This is a genomic window from Rhizobium sp. UFLA01-1127 (assembly GCF_059803845.1).
Window position 1 is genome coordinate 18251 of the sequence record NZ_JAUQTZ010000025.1, and the last position, 16351, is coordinate 34601.

Annotated in this window: 19 protein-coding genes; 15 read left to right on the top strand and 4 right to left on the bottom strand. The window is 59.9% G+C overall.

The features are described 5' to 3' along the window. Nucleotides 1-96: 96 nt before the first annotated feature. Genes Q4Q11_RS08725 through Q4Q11_RS08745 form a run of 5 tightly spaced genes read left to right on the top strand, consistent with a single transcriptional unit; the run spans nt 97 to nt 2839 of the window. Complete coding sequence (locus Q4Q11_RS08725) at nt 97-381, top strand: DUF2249 domain-containing protein (protein WP_113217071.1); 285 nt, start codon at nt 97-99, stop codon at nt 379-381. A gap of 15 nt (nt 382-396) precedes the next feature. Then, nucleotides 397-1770, top strand: coding sequence for a hypothetical protein (locus Q4Q11_RS08730; RefSeq protein WP_498569245.1), 1374 nt, complete (start codon nt 397-399; stop codon nt 1768-1770). Then, nucleotides 1754-2275, top strand: coding sequence for a DUF2249 domain-containing protein (locus tag Q4Q11_RS08735; RefSeq protein ID WP_112512978.1), 522 nt, complete (start codon nt 1754-1756; stop codon nt 2273-2275). The genes Q4Q11_RS08730 and Q4Q11_RS08735 overlap by 17 nt, the downstream gene beginning before the upstream one ends. After that, nucleotides 2262-2570 (top strand): metal-sulfur cluster assembly factor, encoded by a 309-nt coding sequence (locus tag Q4Q11_RS08740; protein WP_113217068.1) that lies wholly within the window; start codon nt 2262-2264, stop codon nt 2568-2570. Before Q4Q11_RS08735 ends, Q4Q11_RS08740 begins: the two co-directional genes overlap by 14 nt. 17 nt (nt 2571-2587) lie before the next feature. Then, nucleotides 2588-2839, top strand: coding sequence for a DUF6522 family protein (locus Q4Q11_RS08745; RefSeq protein WP_112512976.1), 252 nt, complete (start codon nt 2588-2590; stop codon nt 2837-2839). Between the two features lie 180 nt (nt 2840-3019). Here the strand turns inward: Q4Q11_RS08745 and Q4Q11_RS08750 are convergent, their stop codons facing one another. Further along, the gene (locus tag Q4Q11_RS08750; protein WP_498569246.1) at nt 3020-4234 is read right to left on the bottom strand and encodes an NnrS family protein; all 1215 of its coding nucleotides are present in this window, start codon (nt 4232-4234) and stop codon (nt 3020-3022) included. Nucleotides 4235-4408: 174 nt separating this feature from the next. Between Q4Q11_RS08750 and Q4Q11_RS08755 the strand changes: the two genes are divergently transcribed. Then, a complete protein-coding gene (locus Q4Q11_RS08755; RefSeq protein ID WP_498569247.1) occupies nt 4409-5089 on the top strand; it encodes an NnrU family protein in 681 nt (226 codons plus the stop codon). On the opposite strand, the gene Q4Q11_RS08760 is transcribed toward Q4Q11_RS08755, so the two are convergent. Both Q4Q11_RS08760 and Q4Q11_RS08765 read right to left on the bottom strand, forming a co-directional pair. After that, nucleotides 5044-5682 (bottom strand): UbiX family flavin prenyltransferase, encoded by a 639-nt coding sequence (locus tag Q4Q11_RS08760; protein ID WP_498569248.1) that lies wholly within the window; start codon nt 5680-5682, stop codon nt 5044-5046. The two genes, Q4Q11_RS08755 and Q4Q11_RS08760, sit on opposite strands and share 46 nt — an antisense overlap. Then, a complete protein-coding gene (locus Q4Q11_RS08765; RefSeq protein WP_498569249.1) occupies nt 5657-7174 on the bottom strand; it encodes a UbiD family decarboxylase in 1518 nt (505 codons plus the stop codon). Before Q4Q11_RS08765 ends, Q4Q11_RS08760 begins: the two co-directional genes overlap by 26 nt. Nucleotides 7175-7276: 102 nt before the next feature. On the opposite strand from Q4Q11_RS08765, the gene ubiT reads away from it, so the two are divergent. The 6 genes from ubiT (at nt 7277) to Q4Q11_RS08795 (ending at nt 13049) form a co-directional block, all read left to right on the top strand. Then, nucleotides 7277-7783, top strand: coding sequence for a ubiquinone anaerobic biosynthesis accessory factor UbiT (ubiT, locus tag Q4Q11_RS08770; protein ID WP_498569250.1), 507 nt, complete (start codon nt 7277-7279; stop codon nt 7781-7783). Beyond that, a complete protein-coding gene (ubiU, locus tag Q4Q11_RS08775) occupies nt 7774-8751 on the top strand; it encodes a ubiquinone anaerobic biosynthesis protein UbiU (protein WP_498569251.1) in 978 nt (325 codons plus the stop codon). Before ubiT ends, ubiU begins: the two co-directional genes overlap by 10 nt. 1 nt (nt 8752) lies before the next feature. Continuing rightward, nucleotides 8753-9685 (top strand): ubiquinone anaerobic biosynthesis protein UbiV, encoded by a 933-nt coding sequence (gene ubiV / locus Q4Q11_RS08780; RefSeq protein WP_498569252.1) that lies wholly within the window; start codon nt 8753-8755, stop codon nt 9683-9685. A gap of 505 nt (nt 9686-10190) precedes the next feature. After that, on the top strand, nt 10191-11339 hold the full coding sequence (gene nirK, locus Q4Q11_RS08785; protein ID WP_498569253.1) for a copper-containing nitrite reductase: 1149 nt from the start codon (nt 10191-10193) through the stop codon (nt 11337-11339). Between the two features lie 76 nt (nt 11340-11415). Beyond that, complete coding sequence (locus tag Q4Q11_RS08790; protein ID WP_498569254.1) at nt 11416-12333, top strand: SUMF1/EgtB/PvdO family nonheme iron enzyme; 918 nt, start codon at nt 11416-11418, stop codon at nt 12331-12333. 17 nt (nt 12334-12350) lie between these two features. Beyond that, entirely contained in the window at nt 12351-13049 is a 699-nt protein-coding gene (locus Q4Q11_RS08795; RefSeq protein WP_112512967.1) for a Crp/Fnr family transcriptional regulator, read from the top strand. A gap of 66 nt (nt 13050-13115) precedes the next feature. On the opposite strand, the gene Q4Q11_RS08800 is transcribed toward Q4Q11_RS08795, so the two are convergent. Then, a complete protein-coding gene (locus tag Q4Q11_RS08800; RefSeq protein ID WP_498569255.1) occupies nt 13116-13871 on the bottom strand; it encodes an adenylate kinase in 756 nt (251 codons plus the stop codon). A 157-nt stretch (nt 13872-14028) separates the two neighbouring features. Between Q4Q11_RS08800 and Q4Q11_RS08805 the strand changes: the two genes are divergently transcribed. The 3 genes from Q4Q11_RS08805 to Q4Q11_RS08815 all read left to right on the top strand — a co-directional run bounded on the left by Q4Q11_RS08805 (nt 14029) and on the right by Q4Q11_RS08815 (nt 16058). Beyond that, nucleotides 14029-14508 carry a hypothetical protein gene (locus Q4Q11_RS08805; RefSeq protein WP_498569256.1) on the top strand — a complete coding sequence of 160 codons (480 nt, stop codon included), beginning with the start codon at nt 14029-14031 and terminating at the stop codon, nt 14506-14508. 187 nt (nt 14509-14695) lie between these two features. After that, nucleotides 14696-15025, top strand: a complete 330-nt coding sequence (locus Q4Q11_RS08810) for a hypothetical protein (protein WP_112512963.1) — start codon at nt 14696-14698, stop codon at nt 15023-15025. Between the two features lie 139 nt (nt 15026-15164). Further along, a complete protein-coding gene (locus Q4Q11_RS08815) occupies nt 15165-16058 on the top strand; it encodes a universal stress protein (RefSeq protein ID WP_498569257.1) in 894 nt (297 codons plus the stop codon). Nucleotides 16059-16351 lie beyond the last annotated feature (293 nt).

Here is a 16351-nt window from a genome sequence, read left to right on the forward strand (position 1 = left end):
TCAAAGTTCGAGAATCTCCCAACGGATATCTTGAAGGTCGGCGAATGGACGAGCCGCCGTCCTCTCACCCAACGATGAGCGGCAAAGGAACTGTCAATGACTGAAGCATCTTCCACCCAAAATGAAATCGTCCACATCGACGTGCGGATTCTTCCGCCGGTCGAACGCCACCCGCGCATCTTCGGCACCCTTCATGCGCTCGCACCGGGAGCCATCCTCCATATTACGAGCGATCACGAGCCGCGACCGCTGCAGTACCAGCTTGAGACTGCCCTACCGGGCAAATTCTCCTGGGAATATCTCGAGCAGGGACCGGATGTATGGCGCGTCGAGATCACCCGCCTCGACGCCGGCTGCGACTGCTGCTGCGGCGGCCACTGACGCCGGAGAAGCGCGATGATACCAATGGGCACCAGCCTGTCGCGGTGGACGATGTCCTATTTCGCAGCGGCACTTTTTTTTCTGCTGTTCGCAGAGTGCCTGCTTGCGATCGGAGGCTGGGTTCCGTCGCTTGACGTGACCGAGCCGGACGCGCTTATCGTCGTGCACTCCACGGCAATCGGATGGCTGGGCCTGCTGATGTTCGGTGCGCTTCTGCAATTCGGACCGGTATTGACCGGTCTGAGCCTGCCGGCCGAAAATCTCAGCCTGGCGGCACTCGGCGGCATAGTGATGGGACTGGTTCTGCTCATCTCCGGCTTCCGATCGATCGAAGCCGGATCAGAGGCGGCCGGCCCCGTCATGATCGCGGCGGCATCCATACTCGCCATTTCGATCCTGTCGATCGCATCCATCTTCCTCTCACTCCTCTGGCGTGGACGACGCGCCCACGAAGCGTCACGCTTCGTTCTCCTGGGCATTGCAAGTCTGGCGGCCGCTGTCGCACTGGGCTCGCTTTTTGCGATCGTCGTCTCCGGCGTGGCAGGAAGTCCCTCCGTCGTATCCTACGTCGTCAGCGCAGCACCATTGCATGCCGGCCTGGGGCTCGTTGGATGGATGACGTTCGGCGCGATCGGGGTAACCTACAAGCTGCTGCCGATGTTTCTGCTGTCGAACGACATGAAACGATCCGTCATGCTTCGCGCAAGCGGATCGGCGATTGTCGTCCTTCTTATTTCCGCGGCCGTCGCCTTGGTGTTCGACACCGACATCGCCGGCAAGCTAGCCCTTCTGGCTGATCTCCTCCTTCCGATTGCCACGGCAGCATACCTCGCCGAACTTTTCCGCGCTTATCGCAGCCGTCGCCGCCGGACGCTTGAACTGAACACCTATTGGTCTCTTCCGGCATTCGTCCTGCTCGGCATCTCGGTTCCCCTCCTCTCTTGCGCAATCCTTTTTCACGCTGGCCAGCAAACCATCGTTGCCCTCTCCTATCTCTTCGTCTTCGGCTGGCTGAGCGGACTTGGGCTGGCGCAGCTTCTGAAGATCGTTCCCTTCCTCACATGGATCGAGGCATTCGGCCCGCTTCTCGGCCGACGCCCGACACCGCGGTTGACGGATCTTGTCGATACATTCCGATCGAACATTTGGCTCGGCGCCTTCTATGCGGCCGTAATCTTCGCAGCGGCGGCGATCTTTCTTGAATCGGACCACATCTTCCGCATGGCCGCTTTCGTCCAGGCACTTTCGACGGCAGCGCTTATAGTGGAACTTGCGTTGTCGCGAGGACTCGTTGGCGTGGACGCAGAAGCTAAGCAATTCCCGTTCAAACATCCGGCATTCTTCTTCGCCGGCAACCACAGAGGTGACGCCAATGGTTCAGCTTCGTGAACTCGATGTACGACAGATCCTGCGCGATGGCGGGATGCCCTTTCAATTGATCATGGACACTTTCTCAAGCCTTGCTCCGGGCGAAGGCGTCAGGCTGCATGCAATCTTCGAGCCCAAGCCGCTCATCCGGCAGCTTGCGCAGCGTGGCTTCACGCATACGGCCCGACGGCTTGCGGACGACGACTGGGAGATCGAGTTCCTTCCGATAGCAGCCGCGGACGATACCCCGAAGGACGTCGGCGAGACGATCTGGCCCGACCCGGTCTGGAACCTTGACCTGACCGATCTGCCCCCTCCCGAACCCATGGAACGGATTCTCACGAGGCTTGAAACCATGACCAGCGGCGAAGTACTGTTTGCCTTGCTGAACCGTGAGCCGCTTTTCCTGTTTAACGAACTCCGGGAACGCGGCCACGAATGGGTCGGGAATTTCGACGAGACGGGGAGCGTCTACCGGATCATGATCAGGGCAACGCCCGGGGATCGGACCGATGCAAGAAACTGAACTGACATGCGAAGACATTCTAAACGCACTTCGGGAGATCGATGATCCCGAGATCGGAACCAGCATAGTCGATCTCGGTTTGATCTATCAGGTGTCGATTTCCGACCAAGGCCTCGTAGAGATCGACATGACGACCACGACCCGCTTCTGTCCGGCCTCCGGATTTCTGGCCGAGGCAGCGAAAGCCAAAGTCGAGATGCTCGCGGGCGTGAGCGAGGCGGTTGTCAACCTCGTCTATGATCCGCCGTGGTCGCCCGAACTGGCAGATCTGTTTTCTTCAGGCAGGCCGGATTGATCTCTATGGGAAATGCGATGCAAGTCGATCGGGAAGACCCTGTCATCGAGGTTTCCTACCTCGCCGACAGATTTGGACTGTCGCAAGACGCTTTCGTGAATCTTCTGCGGCGCGGCCTCGTTCGCAGCCGGGTGGAAATCGGCATCGGAGAAGATGAAGGCACCAAGCGGTTGACCGTGCGCATCGGAAATCGGCAGTGGGTCGCCGTCATGGACGCACACGACTGCATTCTAAGCGAAGAAACACGATTCACGACCAGCCGCAGGTGATGTTTTGGGCCTTGGAACCGGACGATTTTAGGCCGAACCGATCTGAAATCTGAATGAGGCTGTGCCGTTGCAAGGAATGCGGCGGCGTCTCGTTCCAGCCGTGTGTCCCCAATCGCGATCCGCCATGCCGTCCGTCAGTGAAACTGACGGACGGCATGGCGATATCGATCTCATCGACCGTCAGCCTCCCCGCACGGCCAATGGCTTTCTCCCGGCGCAGAGCATGGGTGCATGCTCGGCGGCGAAGAAGCCGAATGCCGCTGTCCATCCCAGGACCGCCAGCATCAGGATTCCCAATCGATAGTCGGGGAGCAGTTCCGCCATCGGTCTGACGAGAGCGACGGCGATAAGAATAGCATAGGATAGGTTGGTGATCGCGCTGGACTTCAGCTTTCGGCCGGTGTGCCCGCGGCTGGCACGGGTCATGACGGCCAGCATCATCAGCGACACGGATCCGATCGCAAAGATATGGAGCACAACCAGTTCAGGCAGCCCCACAGCCTGAAGCGCGATGGCCGCGAAGCCGATGGGGACGAAAACGAAGGCCGCATGCAGGATAAACACGATGGGTTCCGGCCATGTCGTCCAGCCCCGCCAGCGAACCAGTCGGACCAGATTCAGACCGGCGGCGGCGGCACTAAGCCCGCCGCTCCACCATGCTTGCGGCCAAACCGCCCATACGATCAGCGAAACGGCGCCGAGAACGATCGTGGCCGCGTCAAAGCGGTTGTAAGGTACGGGAAAGTCGGTCCGGCCGAACTGGTTGAGCCAGTTGCGCGTAAAACTTGGAATAATCCGGCCTCCAACGATCGTCACCAGCAGGACGTAGGCGCCGAGGCCCAGACGGATCGCGAGTTCCGGATTTCCCGCTTTCACGACCGTCAGATGGAAGAGGACGTTCGAAATCGACAGGACTGCCAGGCCACCGACGACCTTGAGATCCTTCCATTTCCGGCCGGCTACGACCTCACGGGTACAAAGGACGAGCATGGCGGGAAGGAACGCGCCGTCGATGACTGCCGCAGGAACCAGGCCTATGGAACTGCTCGCGAGCATGGCGAGACGGCCGGCGGTCCACAGGCTGAAAAGATAGATGAGCGGGCGGCCCGATATCGGCAACCTCCCCGTCCAGTTCGGAATGGCGGTAAGAAGAAAGCCGGAGAGGATCGCTGGCGCAAAGCCGAAGAGCATCTCATGCGCATGCCAGTAGAGCGGCCCGTATTCCGTGGCGAGCGGAACGCCGAGCGTCAGAAAGGCGGCCCAGAGATCGATACTGACGATCGCCCATATTGCGGCAGCCAGAAAGAAGGGACGGAAACCGTAGGAGAAGATGACAAGACCCTCGCGAGACATTCCGCGGGGAGCGCGAGTGCCGTCATCCTTTTTATTCTGCATGATCATTGTCTCCAAAGTCGATCATCCAGCAATGTCCTTCTTTCGAGAACAGGTCGTTGAGATTACGCAAATACGGCCGCCACGATTTTGCGCCACCAAAAGCCACCGGCAATTGATTGCGATCAATCCGATAGCCGAAGGGATCTGCTATCACGCGAACCCCAGGAGGTCCTCATGATCCCGTTCGCTTCCGCTTTCGCAGTCTTTTTTCTCCTCCACTCGATACCGGCCGTTCCGGCAGTGCGCTCCGAAATCATCTCGCGCATCGGCAGACCGGCATATTTCATCGGCTATTCCGCCGCCTCGCTTGCCGCTCTCGTCTGGCTGTTCTCGACTGCCTTGTCCTTGGACTATGTCCCTTTATGGGACCTGCGCCCCTGGCACGCCGCCGTGACATTTGTCCTTGCCCCGCTCGGCGCGTTCCTGGTGATCGCAGGGTTATTGAGCGCAAACCCTCTTTCCGTTGCGATCAGGTCGTCCGAAGATATCGGCGCGGTGGTGGGCATCACAAGACATCCGGTACTGTGGGGATTTGCGATCTGGGCGTTCGGCCATATTGCCGCAAACGGGGATCTGCGGTCGCTGCTTCTCTTTGGAGGATTCGCCTTCTTCGCCCTGGGGTCGATCGCGATGACCGAGAAGCGGGCACGGCGGCGGCTGGGAGACCGGTGGCAGGCATTGTCGCAGAACACTTCGATCGTGCCGATGGCGGCCTTCTTCTCGGGTCGCCGCCCCGGTTGGGATATGCCCATGCTTCTCTCGGCCGCAATTACGGCAGCACTTGTCGTCTGGCTATTGTTCGCAGGTGGTCATGCTCTGCTTTTCGGAGCAGATCCGATTGCCATTTTCGGCTGATTGGAGGCCGCCTCGCCCGTCCATGCCCGCGCCTGGTGCGGAAGAGAAAGTCCGAGCAGATCAATCCCGCGGCAAGCCAGATGATCGGTGATGTCCTCGATCGACCGCGGCCGGTGATAGAAGGCCGGCACCGGAGGCATGACGATGGCCCCCATCTCCGTGACAGAGGTCATGTTGCGCAGGTGGCCGAGGTGAAGCGGCGTCTCACGTGTCATGAGGACAAGGCGCCGCCGCTCCTTGAGCTGCACGTCGGCGGCGCGCGCCACCAAGTTTCCGGACACTCCCGTTGCGATCGAGGCAAGCGTCTTCATCGAACAAGGTGCTATTATCATTCCCGAGACGGGAAACGAACCGCTCGCGATCGCCGCGCCGATATCCTTGTTGTCATAGCACCGATGCGCCTTGAGCAACATCCGGCCGTGGGCTTCCGGCCCGATTTCGTGCGCCAGCGTCCTCTCCCCGCCGTCGGTAACGACGAGATGAACCCTGACCCGCAGCGCGGTCAGCCGGTCCAGAACTGCGACGCCAAGCGACGCCCCCGACGCCCCGCTTACGGCGACGATGACATCATACCCGTCCGCTTGCCAATCCATGACGGACCCTTTCCCATATTTCGTCTGCGCGCCTTACCAGTTCATCGGGCATGTGAAGTTCGCGGCCCCATTCTCGTTCCGTCTCGGCCCCGATCTTGTTCGTCGCGTCGATTCCCATCTTCGTTCCGAGCCCTGGCCTCGGGGAAGCGAAATCCAGATAGTCTATCGGGCCATTTTCCACGACCAGCAGATCCCGCGCCGCGTCGAATCGCGTGGAGATCGCCCAGAGGACGTCTTCCCATCGGCGGACGGAAACGGCTGCATCCACCACGATCACGAGCTTCGTGTAGTTGAATTGGGGAAGTATCGACCAGAGCCCCATCATCACGCGTCGTGCCTGCCCCGGATATCGCTTGTCGATCGAAACGACGGCGGCACGATAGGAACAGGCTTCGGGCGGAAGCCAGATGTCGGTAATTTCGGGAAAATGACGCTTGGCGATCGGGACGAACAACTCGTTCATCGCCTCGCCCAGCACGGACGGCTCGTCCGGAGGGCGGCCGGTATAGGTCGTCAAATAGACTGGCGATCGTCTGCTGGTGATCGCAGTCAGTCGGACAACGGGAAAGTTTTCGACAGAGTTGTAATATCCCGTGTGGTCACCATAGGGGCCCTCGGGCGCGGTCTCGTCTTTCGAGACCAGTCCTTCCAGGATGATCTCGGCATGCGACGGCACGAAAAGCGGTACGGTACGGCCTTTGGTGACCTGCGTCCGAGTACCCCGCAGCAAGCCGGCGAAGTTCAGTTCGCTCATTCCTTCCGGAAGCGGGATGACGCCCGACAGGATGGTTGCGGGATCGGCGCCGATGACGACCGCGATCGGCATGTCGAGTCCCCTGCGCTGCCATTGCCTGAAGTGCTTCGCACCACCGCGATGAGCAAGCCAGCGAACGATCAAAGAGTTCTTGTCGCGAACCTGCATCCGATAGATGCCCACATTTATGTCTTCCGGGTCGTCGGGGCTGCAGGTGATCACCAGGGGCCATGTGATCAGCGGCGCGGGCTCGCCCGGCCAGCACCACTGGACCGGAAGGCAGCCGAGGTCGATATCGTCCGCCTTAAGCACGATCTCCTGACAGGAAGACTTTCGGGAGTGGCGGAAGCGCATCGATGCGGCGGCTTTTAACAGTGGAAGCTTCCTCCAGGCGTCGGCAAGCGATCTTGGAGGGGATGGCCGCTGCAATTCCGCCAGTTCTTCGGCGAGATACGGAAGGCCGCCGGTTCCGAGGCCCAAACCCAGCTCGATACGCTCCCTTGTGCCGAAGAGATTGGCGACCACGGGTATAGCGGAAATCTTCCCTTCGCGATCGACAGGACGTCTGAAGAGAAGCGCGGGGCCGCCATCATGAAGCACCTTCCGATGCAGGGCGGTCACTTCATGCACGAGAGAAACCGGCTCGTCCACCGTTGCGAGCATTCCCCGGCGCTCCAGATCGGAGAGGAAACCCTGCAGGTCCGTATATCTTTGAACAGTTCGATTGTCTTTCAGCATTGACGAGCAATCGCACCGGGAAACCGCCGACGTCTTTGCGCAAAATCAAACAGCACTGCTGCGATTGAAACTAGATTGTCTCGTCAAATCAAAGAGGCCTCAATGCTCGCCCCATCCCGTCTGATGGCGACCGCCAGAATCGTCCCGCTACCGATCGCCGCACGTGTTGCCAACCTCCTTCTACAGCAAGTCTTGGCAAACCATCCAAAGCTCTTCGACAGGCTCGGCGAATACGGCAATGCTCGGTTTGCTTTCGTTCCCACCGACTTCGCGTTCTCCTTCTCCATTCGACCCTTGGATCGCTCGGTGCGCATCGTTCGCCAAGGTAGAATCCTACGGGCGGACGCCACGATTACAGGCCCGCTGGTGCTCATGCTCGCGCTTGCCGAAGGACGCGTAGACGGCGACGCGCTCTTCTTCGCGCGAAAGCTTCTGGTCTCCGGAGACATGGAGGCCGTGCTGGCGTTGCGAAACGCACTCGACGATAACGAGATCGATCTGGTCCGGTCGCTCGGCAAGCTGGCTGGCCCCATGAGCCGTTCGGCCACCAGGATACTCGACGCCATACGGCGTGAAGCACTCGAAGCCCAGGGCGTACAATGGAACTGATCTGCCCCGCCGGCACTCCGGCATCCTTCCGCGAAGCTGTCGACGCCGGCGCGGACGCGGTCTACTGCGGCTTCCGCGACGAGACGAACGCACGCAACTTTCCTGGCCTGAACTTCGACCTTTCCGAGCTTCGCGAGGCCATCGGCTACGCCAGAAAGCATAAGGTGAAGACCTTTGTCGCGTTGAACACATTCATGACGGCGGGCAAGGAAGACCTGTGGTATCGCCGGGCCGACGAAGCGAAGCAGGCCGGCGCAGACGCATTGATCGTCGCCGATTTCGGTCTCATGGCGCATGTGGCCGAACACCATCCAAACCTGCGCCTCCACGTGTCCGTTCAGGCATCCGCCTCCAACCCCGACGCGCTGGCCTATCTTGTGGAAAATTTCGGAGCCGCGCGCGTCGTGCTTCCACGCACCCTCACCATACAGGACATTGCCAAAATCGCTCGCCAGGTCACCTGCGAGCTCGAGGTCTTCGTATTTGGCGGCCTCTGTGTCATGGCAGAGGGCCGCTGCTCTCTGTCCTCCTATGCAACGGGCAAATCTCCGAACATGAACGGCGTCTGCTCGCCGGCCAGCCATGTGCGCTATCATCAGTCGGGCCGCGACATGGTCTCGAACCTGGGCGGATTCACGATTAACCGCTTCACCGAAGGGGAGCCGACCGGTTATCCGACGCTATGCAAGGGACGCTTCGAGATCGGCGACAGCAAGACCTACGCCTTCGAAGATCCCGTTTCCCTGGATGTGATGGACCAGCTCGACCAGCTTCGCGACGCGGGAGTCAAGGCGCTGAAGGTCGAAGGCCGGCAACGCGGAAAAGCATACATCTCGGAAGTCGTTTCAACTCTGCGAGCGACCTTGAATGCCGCTCCGGAAGCGCGCGGCGCCCTGATGGCACGCCTTAGAACGCTCAGCGAAGGGCAGCAGACGACGCACGGCGCCTATGAGAAGCGCTGGAGGTAGAATGACGACTTCGATAAACCTCACGCTCGGACCACTGCTTTATCTGTGGCCGACCGACAAGTTCCGCGACTTCTACTTCCGGATCGCCGACGAGGCGCCTGTCGACGTTGTCGTGCTCGGCGAGACGATCTGCTCGAAAAGATTGCACTTGATGGAATCCGAGATAGCCTCCGTCATCGAACGGTTGCAGGCGGCCGGCAAGACAGTCTGGCTCTCCACCCTTGCAATGGTAACGCTCGATCGTGAGTCGCGGTACCAGCGCGAGCTTGCCGAGGTCGACGCCCACCTGGTCGAGGCAAACGACCTGTCAGCTCTCAGGCTTTTGAAAGGCCGTCCGCATGCGGTCGGTCCCTTTGTCAACATATACAATGGCGAGACCGCGAGACTGCTTGCGCGAAACGGCGCGACCAGCATCTGCCTCCCTCCCGAGCTTCCCGCGACATCCGTGTCTGAAATCACGAGAGCTTGCCCAGGCCCCAAATTCGAACTGTTCGCATTCGGCCGCGTTCCTCTTGCCATATCAGCTCGATGCGCACACGCGCGATCGAAAAACAGGACGAAGGACAATTGCCAATTCGTTTGCCAGGAGGATCCCGATGGTCTTGCGGTCAAAACTCTCTCCGGTCAGCCATTTCTGGCGCTGAACGGCGTTCAGACCGTCTCGCATGCATGTCAGGCTCTTCTCGCCTCCCCTGAGGAACTGCGCTCCATGGGGATCGGCTCGCTCCGCCTTTCCCCACAGGATTGCGACATGGTGGAAGTATCGAAGGCGTTCAGAGCACTGACGGATTGCGAAAAAGACGCCGGTGAGGTCGCCGCACGAATACGGACCATCTATCCCGATGCGCCGCTCGCAAACGGTTTTCACCATGGTCAGGCCGGGGCGCAGTGGATCGCGCGGAACAAGAATTCCACATCGTCGAACTCATCATAGGCACGAGAATGCCGGCCGCCCCTCAGGCTAGCGTGGATATTAGGCTGATCCAGGGAACGTCCGATTGAGATCGGGTGGCCGGATGATGCCGCCCAACAAGGCAAGACACGGCCCTGAAGAGAGGCAATCGAAAAGCGTCGGCGAGGTTTCCCAGCTGAAACCCAGCGCCAACGCCATGCCGAACGTTCAGGTTGCAAGCCGAAACAGGCTGCCCGGCAAGACATCCCCAAATCCCGGTATGACGCCATGCGAATGTCGTCGCCGTCATGACGATGGACCAGAGCCGAAGCCGTGTTCGGGATAACGACAGACTTGCGAAAGAATTGCCGGCTACCTGCTGCGGCGCACAAAGGAAATCATCAAGGTTACACAGAGAATGCAGGATTAAGTTTGCGGCGCAGCAAATAGACAGTTTGCGCCATCGCAAAGAATTTCCGGACGTTTCTTCTAGTCTCCTTCTCGACCGGGCGGCGTTCGTCCGCTCCTCGACTATTGGAGATTGGAAATGACAAATACTCTGCAGATGACCCGGCGCACGATGCTGACGAGCGCTGCTGTCGCGGGAGCGCTGACGCCCATCATCATCTCAACCGCTCGCGCGGATGAGGAGGTGGCCTCCGCAGAAGCGGTAAGGAAGACGGCATCGGTCACGGATTTGTCAAAGCTCGTTCGCGAGAAGGTCGAATTGGTCAAGCCGCCCTTTGTTCACGCCCATGCGCAAAAGGCAGAAGGCGGTCCCGTGATCAAGGAGTTCACGCTCACCATCCAGGAAAAGAAGATGGTGCTCGACAAGGACGGCACGGAAATCAATGCGATGACCTTCAACGGTTCTGTTCCGGGGCCGCTGATGGTCGTCCACCAGGACGATTACGTCGAGCTGACGCTCGTGAACCCGGATACGAACACGATGCAGCATAACATCGATTTCCACGCCGCAACCGGCGGTCTGGGAGGCGGAGCACTGACCGTCGTCAACCCTGGCGAAAGCACGGTTCTGCGCTTCAAGGCGACCAAGGCAGGCGTGTTCGTCTATCATTGCGCACCTCCGGGGATGGTCCCCTGGCACGTCACCTCCGGGATGAACGGCGCGATCATGGTTCTGCCTCGCGAAGGGCTGACAGACGGCCACGGAAAGCCGATCGTCTACGACAAGGTCTACTATGTCGGCGAACAGGACTTCTACGTCCCGCGCGATGCCAATGGGAAATTCAAAAAGTTCGGCAGCCCCGGCGAGGCATATGAAGAGACGGTCGCGGTCATGAAGACCCTGCTGCCAAGCCACATCGTATTCAATGGCGCCGTAGGTGCGTTGACCGGCGAGAATGCCATGACGGCGAAAGTGGGTGAGACCGTCCTGATCGTTCACTCGCAGGCGAACCGCGACACCCGCCCGCATTTGATCGGCGGGCACGGCGAATACGTGTGGGCCACGGGAAAATTCCTCAATGTCCCCGACACGGATCAAGAGACATGGTTCATTCCCGGCGGCACTGCCGGCGCGGCGATCTACACGTTCAAGCAGCCGGGCATATATGCCTACGTGAACCACAATCTTATCGAGGCATTCGAACTCGGCGCCGCGGCTCACTTCAAGGTGACAGGCAATTGGAACGACGACCTCATGACCTCGGTCAAGGCGCCGTCGGCGACCTGATCGAGCATCGGTGCGCGGGTCGGCGAAGGACCTGCGCACCTCTCCTAATTGAAAGGCGCAACTTGCGATTCGAGCCATGGCACCGCACGCCGTCAAAAGAATGGTTTCGGAGATGTCGATTATGATCCCCCTCGCAATCGTCGGGCTGCTCTCGGGAGCGCTCGTCGAGAAGGCGGGGGTTCTGTCGTTCGAAGCGCAAGGCGCCGTCATCGTTCCCCCGGAACTCGTCACCATCGCGCCGCGCGCATTCGAATATCGCGAGGCGACGGAATATTTTCGGAACGGCTTCGCAATCGACGCTCCAAAACGGCTCGAAGCCGTGATGGTTCCCCTCGACATCACGAAGTACCAGGTCTCGCAAGCCGAGTACGGACGCTGCGTTTCCGAGGCGGCTGCCGCAAGTTTGCCGGACGACAACGCCCCGGTGACTGGCGTGAGCTACGATGACGCGGTGCGCTACGCGACATGGCTGTCGCATCGCACAGGGGAGGAATGGACACTGCCTACCGATTTTGAGCTTGCCTACGCTGCAGCCGATCGATTTCCCGACGATGCGCTTGGGATAGACCCAAGCGATCGAAACCCCGCAAAGCGCTGGCTGGCAGATTACGAGCGTGAAGCCCGCCGTTCCGCCTCCATCGATCCTCGTCCCCAGCCAAGGGGATCTTTCGGCGTCAGTCAGACGGGGCTGGTCGATTTCGCTGGAAACATCTGGGAATGGACATCAACCTGCAGCAGCCGCATCGATCTCGACAGAGCAAAAGCCGTCGAAGATCTGAACCCATTGACCTGCGGAATCATGATCGCCTCAGGAAGACATCGCTCGCCCATGAGCAGCTTCGTTAGAAATCCGCGGGGCGGAGGGTGTTCCGTTGGAACACCACCGGACAATCTCGGATTTCGCCTGGTGCGCCGACCGTCGCTCTTGGAAGGCATAGCGAACTCTGTTCGCCGGGCCACTGCGCGATTGCTTGCACTGGTCATCGAAACCTAGAGAAAGGCGGATAAACGATGAGGGTTGATCGCACGGTTTTAAAGACGCTGTCGCTATTCGAGCGGATGACGGATCGCGACCTCGATGCAATGCTCGAGCATGCAATTTCGCGCCGCGTCGCTCCGGGAGATGCGGTATTCGAGCAGGGCGCGCAGGCGAAGTCCTTCTTTCTTCTGCTGCACGGGCGCCTGAAGGTGACACAGGTTACGCAGGACGGCCAGCAGATCATCGTCAGAATGGTTCATCCCGGCGATCTGTTCGGTTTCGCGATGGCGCTCCGCAGAGCGGATTACCCCGGAACCGCGCTTGCGGCGACCGAAAGTGTCGTTCTCGGATGGCCAACGGAAATGTGGTCTTGCTTCGTCGAACAAAACCCCAGACTGGCGGTTACCGCGATGCAGACCATCGGGCAGCGCCTGGAGGAAGCACACACGCGCATTCGCGAAATGTCGACGGAGGAAGTCGAAAAGAGGGTCGCACACGCCGTCCTGCGGCTGTTGAAACAAGCCGGGCGCCCGGTGGATGTCGGCATCTGCATCGACTTTCCGATCTCCCGCCAGGATATTGCGGAGATGACGGGAACCACGTTGCATACGGTTTCCAGGATCCTCAGTGCCTGGGAATCCAAGAACATCGTAAAGGGCGGTCGGCAGAAGCTTACGGTGACCGACGCGGGGCGGCTGCTCGCCCTCGCCGAGGATGCACGCAATTTGTAAGGAGAAGAGGTATCGAGCGCTGCTCGATACCGTATCCAGGCAGGCTCGGCTCCGAAGTGCGACCGATCAGCGGCCGACCGCCGGAATTTGCTCGCCGATCGCCGTCGCCAAGGCATCGATGTTGCAGGTCCCGTCAAACGACATCAGAACACCTTTCCGATGATAGTAATCGGACAAGGGAAGGGTTTCCATCCTGTAGCTTTCAAGCCGCTGGCGAAGCGTGGTCTCGTTGTCATCGGCGCGTGGTGCGCTGCCAGCGGACACTGCTTGAGCCGACCTCGAAAGCACTCTGTCCAGAAGTACCGCGACCGGAGCGTAAATTTCGAGCACGGCATCCAATCCCTCATCCTGCCCCGCCAGCCACTCGTCCAGAATCTCGGCCTGGATGACGTTGCGGGGAAAACCGTCCAGGATGAAGCCTTTGCGAGCATCGGATCGGCGAATGCGCTCGAACAGCAGATCCACGACGATCTCGTCGCTCACGAGATGACCCGCCTCCATCAGCGTCCGTGCCGCCGCCCCGGCGGGCGTCGCTACATCCGCCGAGCGGAGCAGGTCGCCGGTGGATATGTGAGGAATGCCGAGACGATTTGAAATGCGGACGGCCTGCGTGCCCTTCCCTGCCCCCGGCGGTCCTAACATCACGTATCTCATGTCTTCACCTTCCTCTCGCTTCAGCACATATGACCTTTCGGCGAGGCTGTCTTTGAGCCGCGTCAAAGAGAACGTCCGACCTCCCTTTTCGCGGCCAAAGTCCGGGCAAAGACGTGGCGGAAAGGAAGCTCGCGGGAAACGACGTCCTGTTTGATGTCGATCAAGCAAGGCCGGACGGCGAATGGATAAGGTGCGTCGTTAAATGGAGATGTGCCTATGTCGTTCAAATCGCACCTCAGTACTATCGGCATCGTCAGCGCGGCAGGCGAGGCGCGGCGGATGGCGCTCCTGTTCGTGCAGGCGCCCGGAGCGATCCGGACCGTTCATGCGCAGCGATGTGGCCGGGAAGAGCAGATCGATCGGAAAAGATCGGATTGGTCAAAGGAGTAAACGGATGACTTCCATGCTCCAGCCGCCACCGAACGGGTGGGACATTGTTTCGATTGTTCGTCAATTAAAGGTGCTCGCCAAGCGGCTCGATCCCGAGTCCGATTGCTCGTCGGCGGTTGGCGAGGTCCTCACCAGGGTAGCGCCTGCCGAAAGAAAGTCGATCGTTCAGGAGCTCTTCCATCTTGCGGTCCGGCAACGTGTGAAGGTGGCCACCCTCATCGATCTCACGATGGGATTGGAGGAGTTGGACCCACATGCCGAAAAGGGAGAGCTTGAAGAAGCAGCCATGCTCTTCGACGACATGGCCGAGCAGGCGCGGCTTGGGTCGCAGCTTCTCAAGGCGGTTGCTCTCGGCAGTTCGAGCGTCACAGAATCCGGCATCCAAGCTTCACGCACGGAAGGATTGGGGCGATGACGGATGAACTCGCACGCCGCCGCCATCTTGATCTTCTCGAATTCCTCGGTTCAAACATCGGCATTGGAGGAGAACAGCGCGCCATTCTGGAATCATTTCTTGACGCGTGGCGTCTCACCTCCGGCGAAAAGAATGGAAGCCGATCCATAGTCCAGAGGTCGACAAAGCGGGAGCGGCACGCTCGCACATGATCGAAATCAATAGGAACACGGCTGATGCGATAGCATTCGATAAAGCCAGCAGGACCGGCTCGTTCGTCTTTCGCGTGCACGGCTGGCAGATCTGCCAGGTGACAGTGACGAGACGAGGCATCCTGGCCGCCGCCGTGCCACCCCGCGACGGCGCAGCCCGATTTGCCGAGTGCTTGGGGATGTTTCTGGCGATCGCTTCGGAAAAATTGCAGCGCCTCGGCGAAACCCGAGCCCTCTGGATTACGGCCGAGGACGTGCGCTTATGGCGGCGGCTTAACGGTAAGACCGCGATATACGCAGGCGAAGCCAATCTCACCCAAGGATGAGCATCCGCCGTGTCACCGCCCGATCGACTATCATTTTTGCCTGCTTCTCCCGCGTTGTCGGCCGGCCATGGCGGGGGTAGAATAAAGCCCGCTGCCAAGGCGAGCGATGGTGCATCGGCATCGCGAAGGGAGGTTCCCCGTGAACACGGCGCCTTCAAACGACGACACGAAGAACGGGCATGCGCAACCCGATCTGTTGGCGCATGCGCATAGCGCGGCAGTGCAGGCGGATGTCCTTGCTCTGTTGGCCGACCCGGCAACCGTACGGATCTGCCTCGACATCGCCGAAGATGCATCCCGTGCCATTGGAGGACGCATGGCAGCCGCCCATGTCGGGGCGGATCCGAAAGCAATGATTGCGGCGCCGGAAGAACTTGAGCTGCAGATGCTGCGCGAGCTGCACGAAGGCTCGCCGCGGGAGCGTTTGGAACACGTCGAGCGGCTGTTTGAGGAATGGAGGACGCTTCGGCCCGACCGCAGGGAAATCCTGCTCGACGACTGTCGTGGCGATGTCGACCGTTGCGTTTCTGGCGAATGTCGCGAGACGGCGCTTGTAGTCACCGCATGTCACGGAAATATGGACACCCGCGATGCATTTCATGACCTGCTGTTCAATGAGCGCAAACTCGTGCTCGTGCCTCCCCCGAACGAATATGCCGGCGACCTCGTGCGGCATATCCTGATCGGCTGGAAACCACATCCTTACGCGCACGGCGCTGTCGTGGCGGCAAGGCGCTGGCTGGCTGCAGCCGGACAGATAACGGTGCTCTGCGTCAACGACAAGGCGGGCGGCCGCTATCAGCAAACGGCGCGAGAGCTCCTCGCCGAACTCGGCTTGAAAGGCGACATCGTCGCGATCCGCTCTGAGGACCGCCCGGTTGCCGAAACCATTCTCGATTTCGCTGGTTCCGTCGGCGCAACCTGCCTGCTGACCGGCGCTTTCAAGCACAGCTATTTCCTCGAACTGTTCCTCGGCCGCGTGACCCGTCACCTGCTGGCGCATACGACGCTTCCTTTGATGATGAAACATTAGTTCCGCATCGCCAATGCTGATCTGCAATGCCGACCAACCGTTCTTTTTCCGGCGTCATGCGGCTCTTCCCGTGACGACAAGTGCGGTTGATTGTCGACAAGAGATGGCTGAAGCGGGCACAGTCTGCAGCTGACGACCGCGGAGCAACTGAAGAAGCATCTGATATTCCAACTGCAGGGATGAAAACTCCGCTTATGTTCTTGAGGGTGCCCGTCGTTGCAGCGCCCTTTCAAGCGAGCATGTCCAGCCTTGGATCAATCCGTTCAAGAGTTGCCGCCAACGGCCCTCATGCA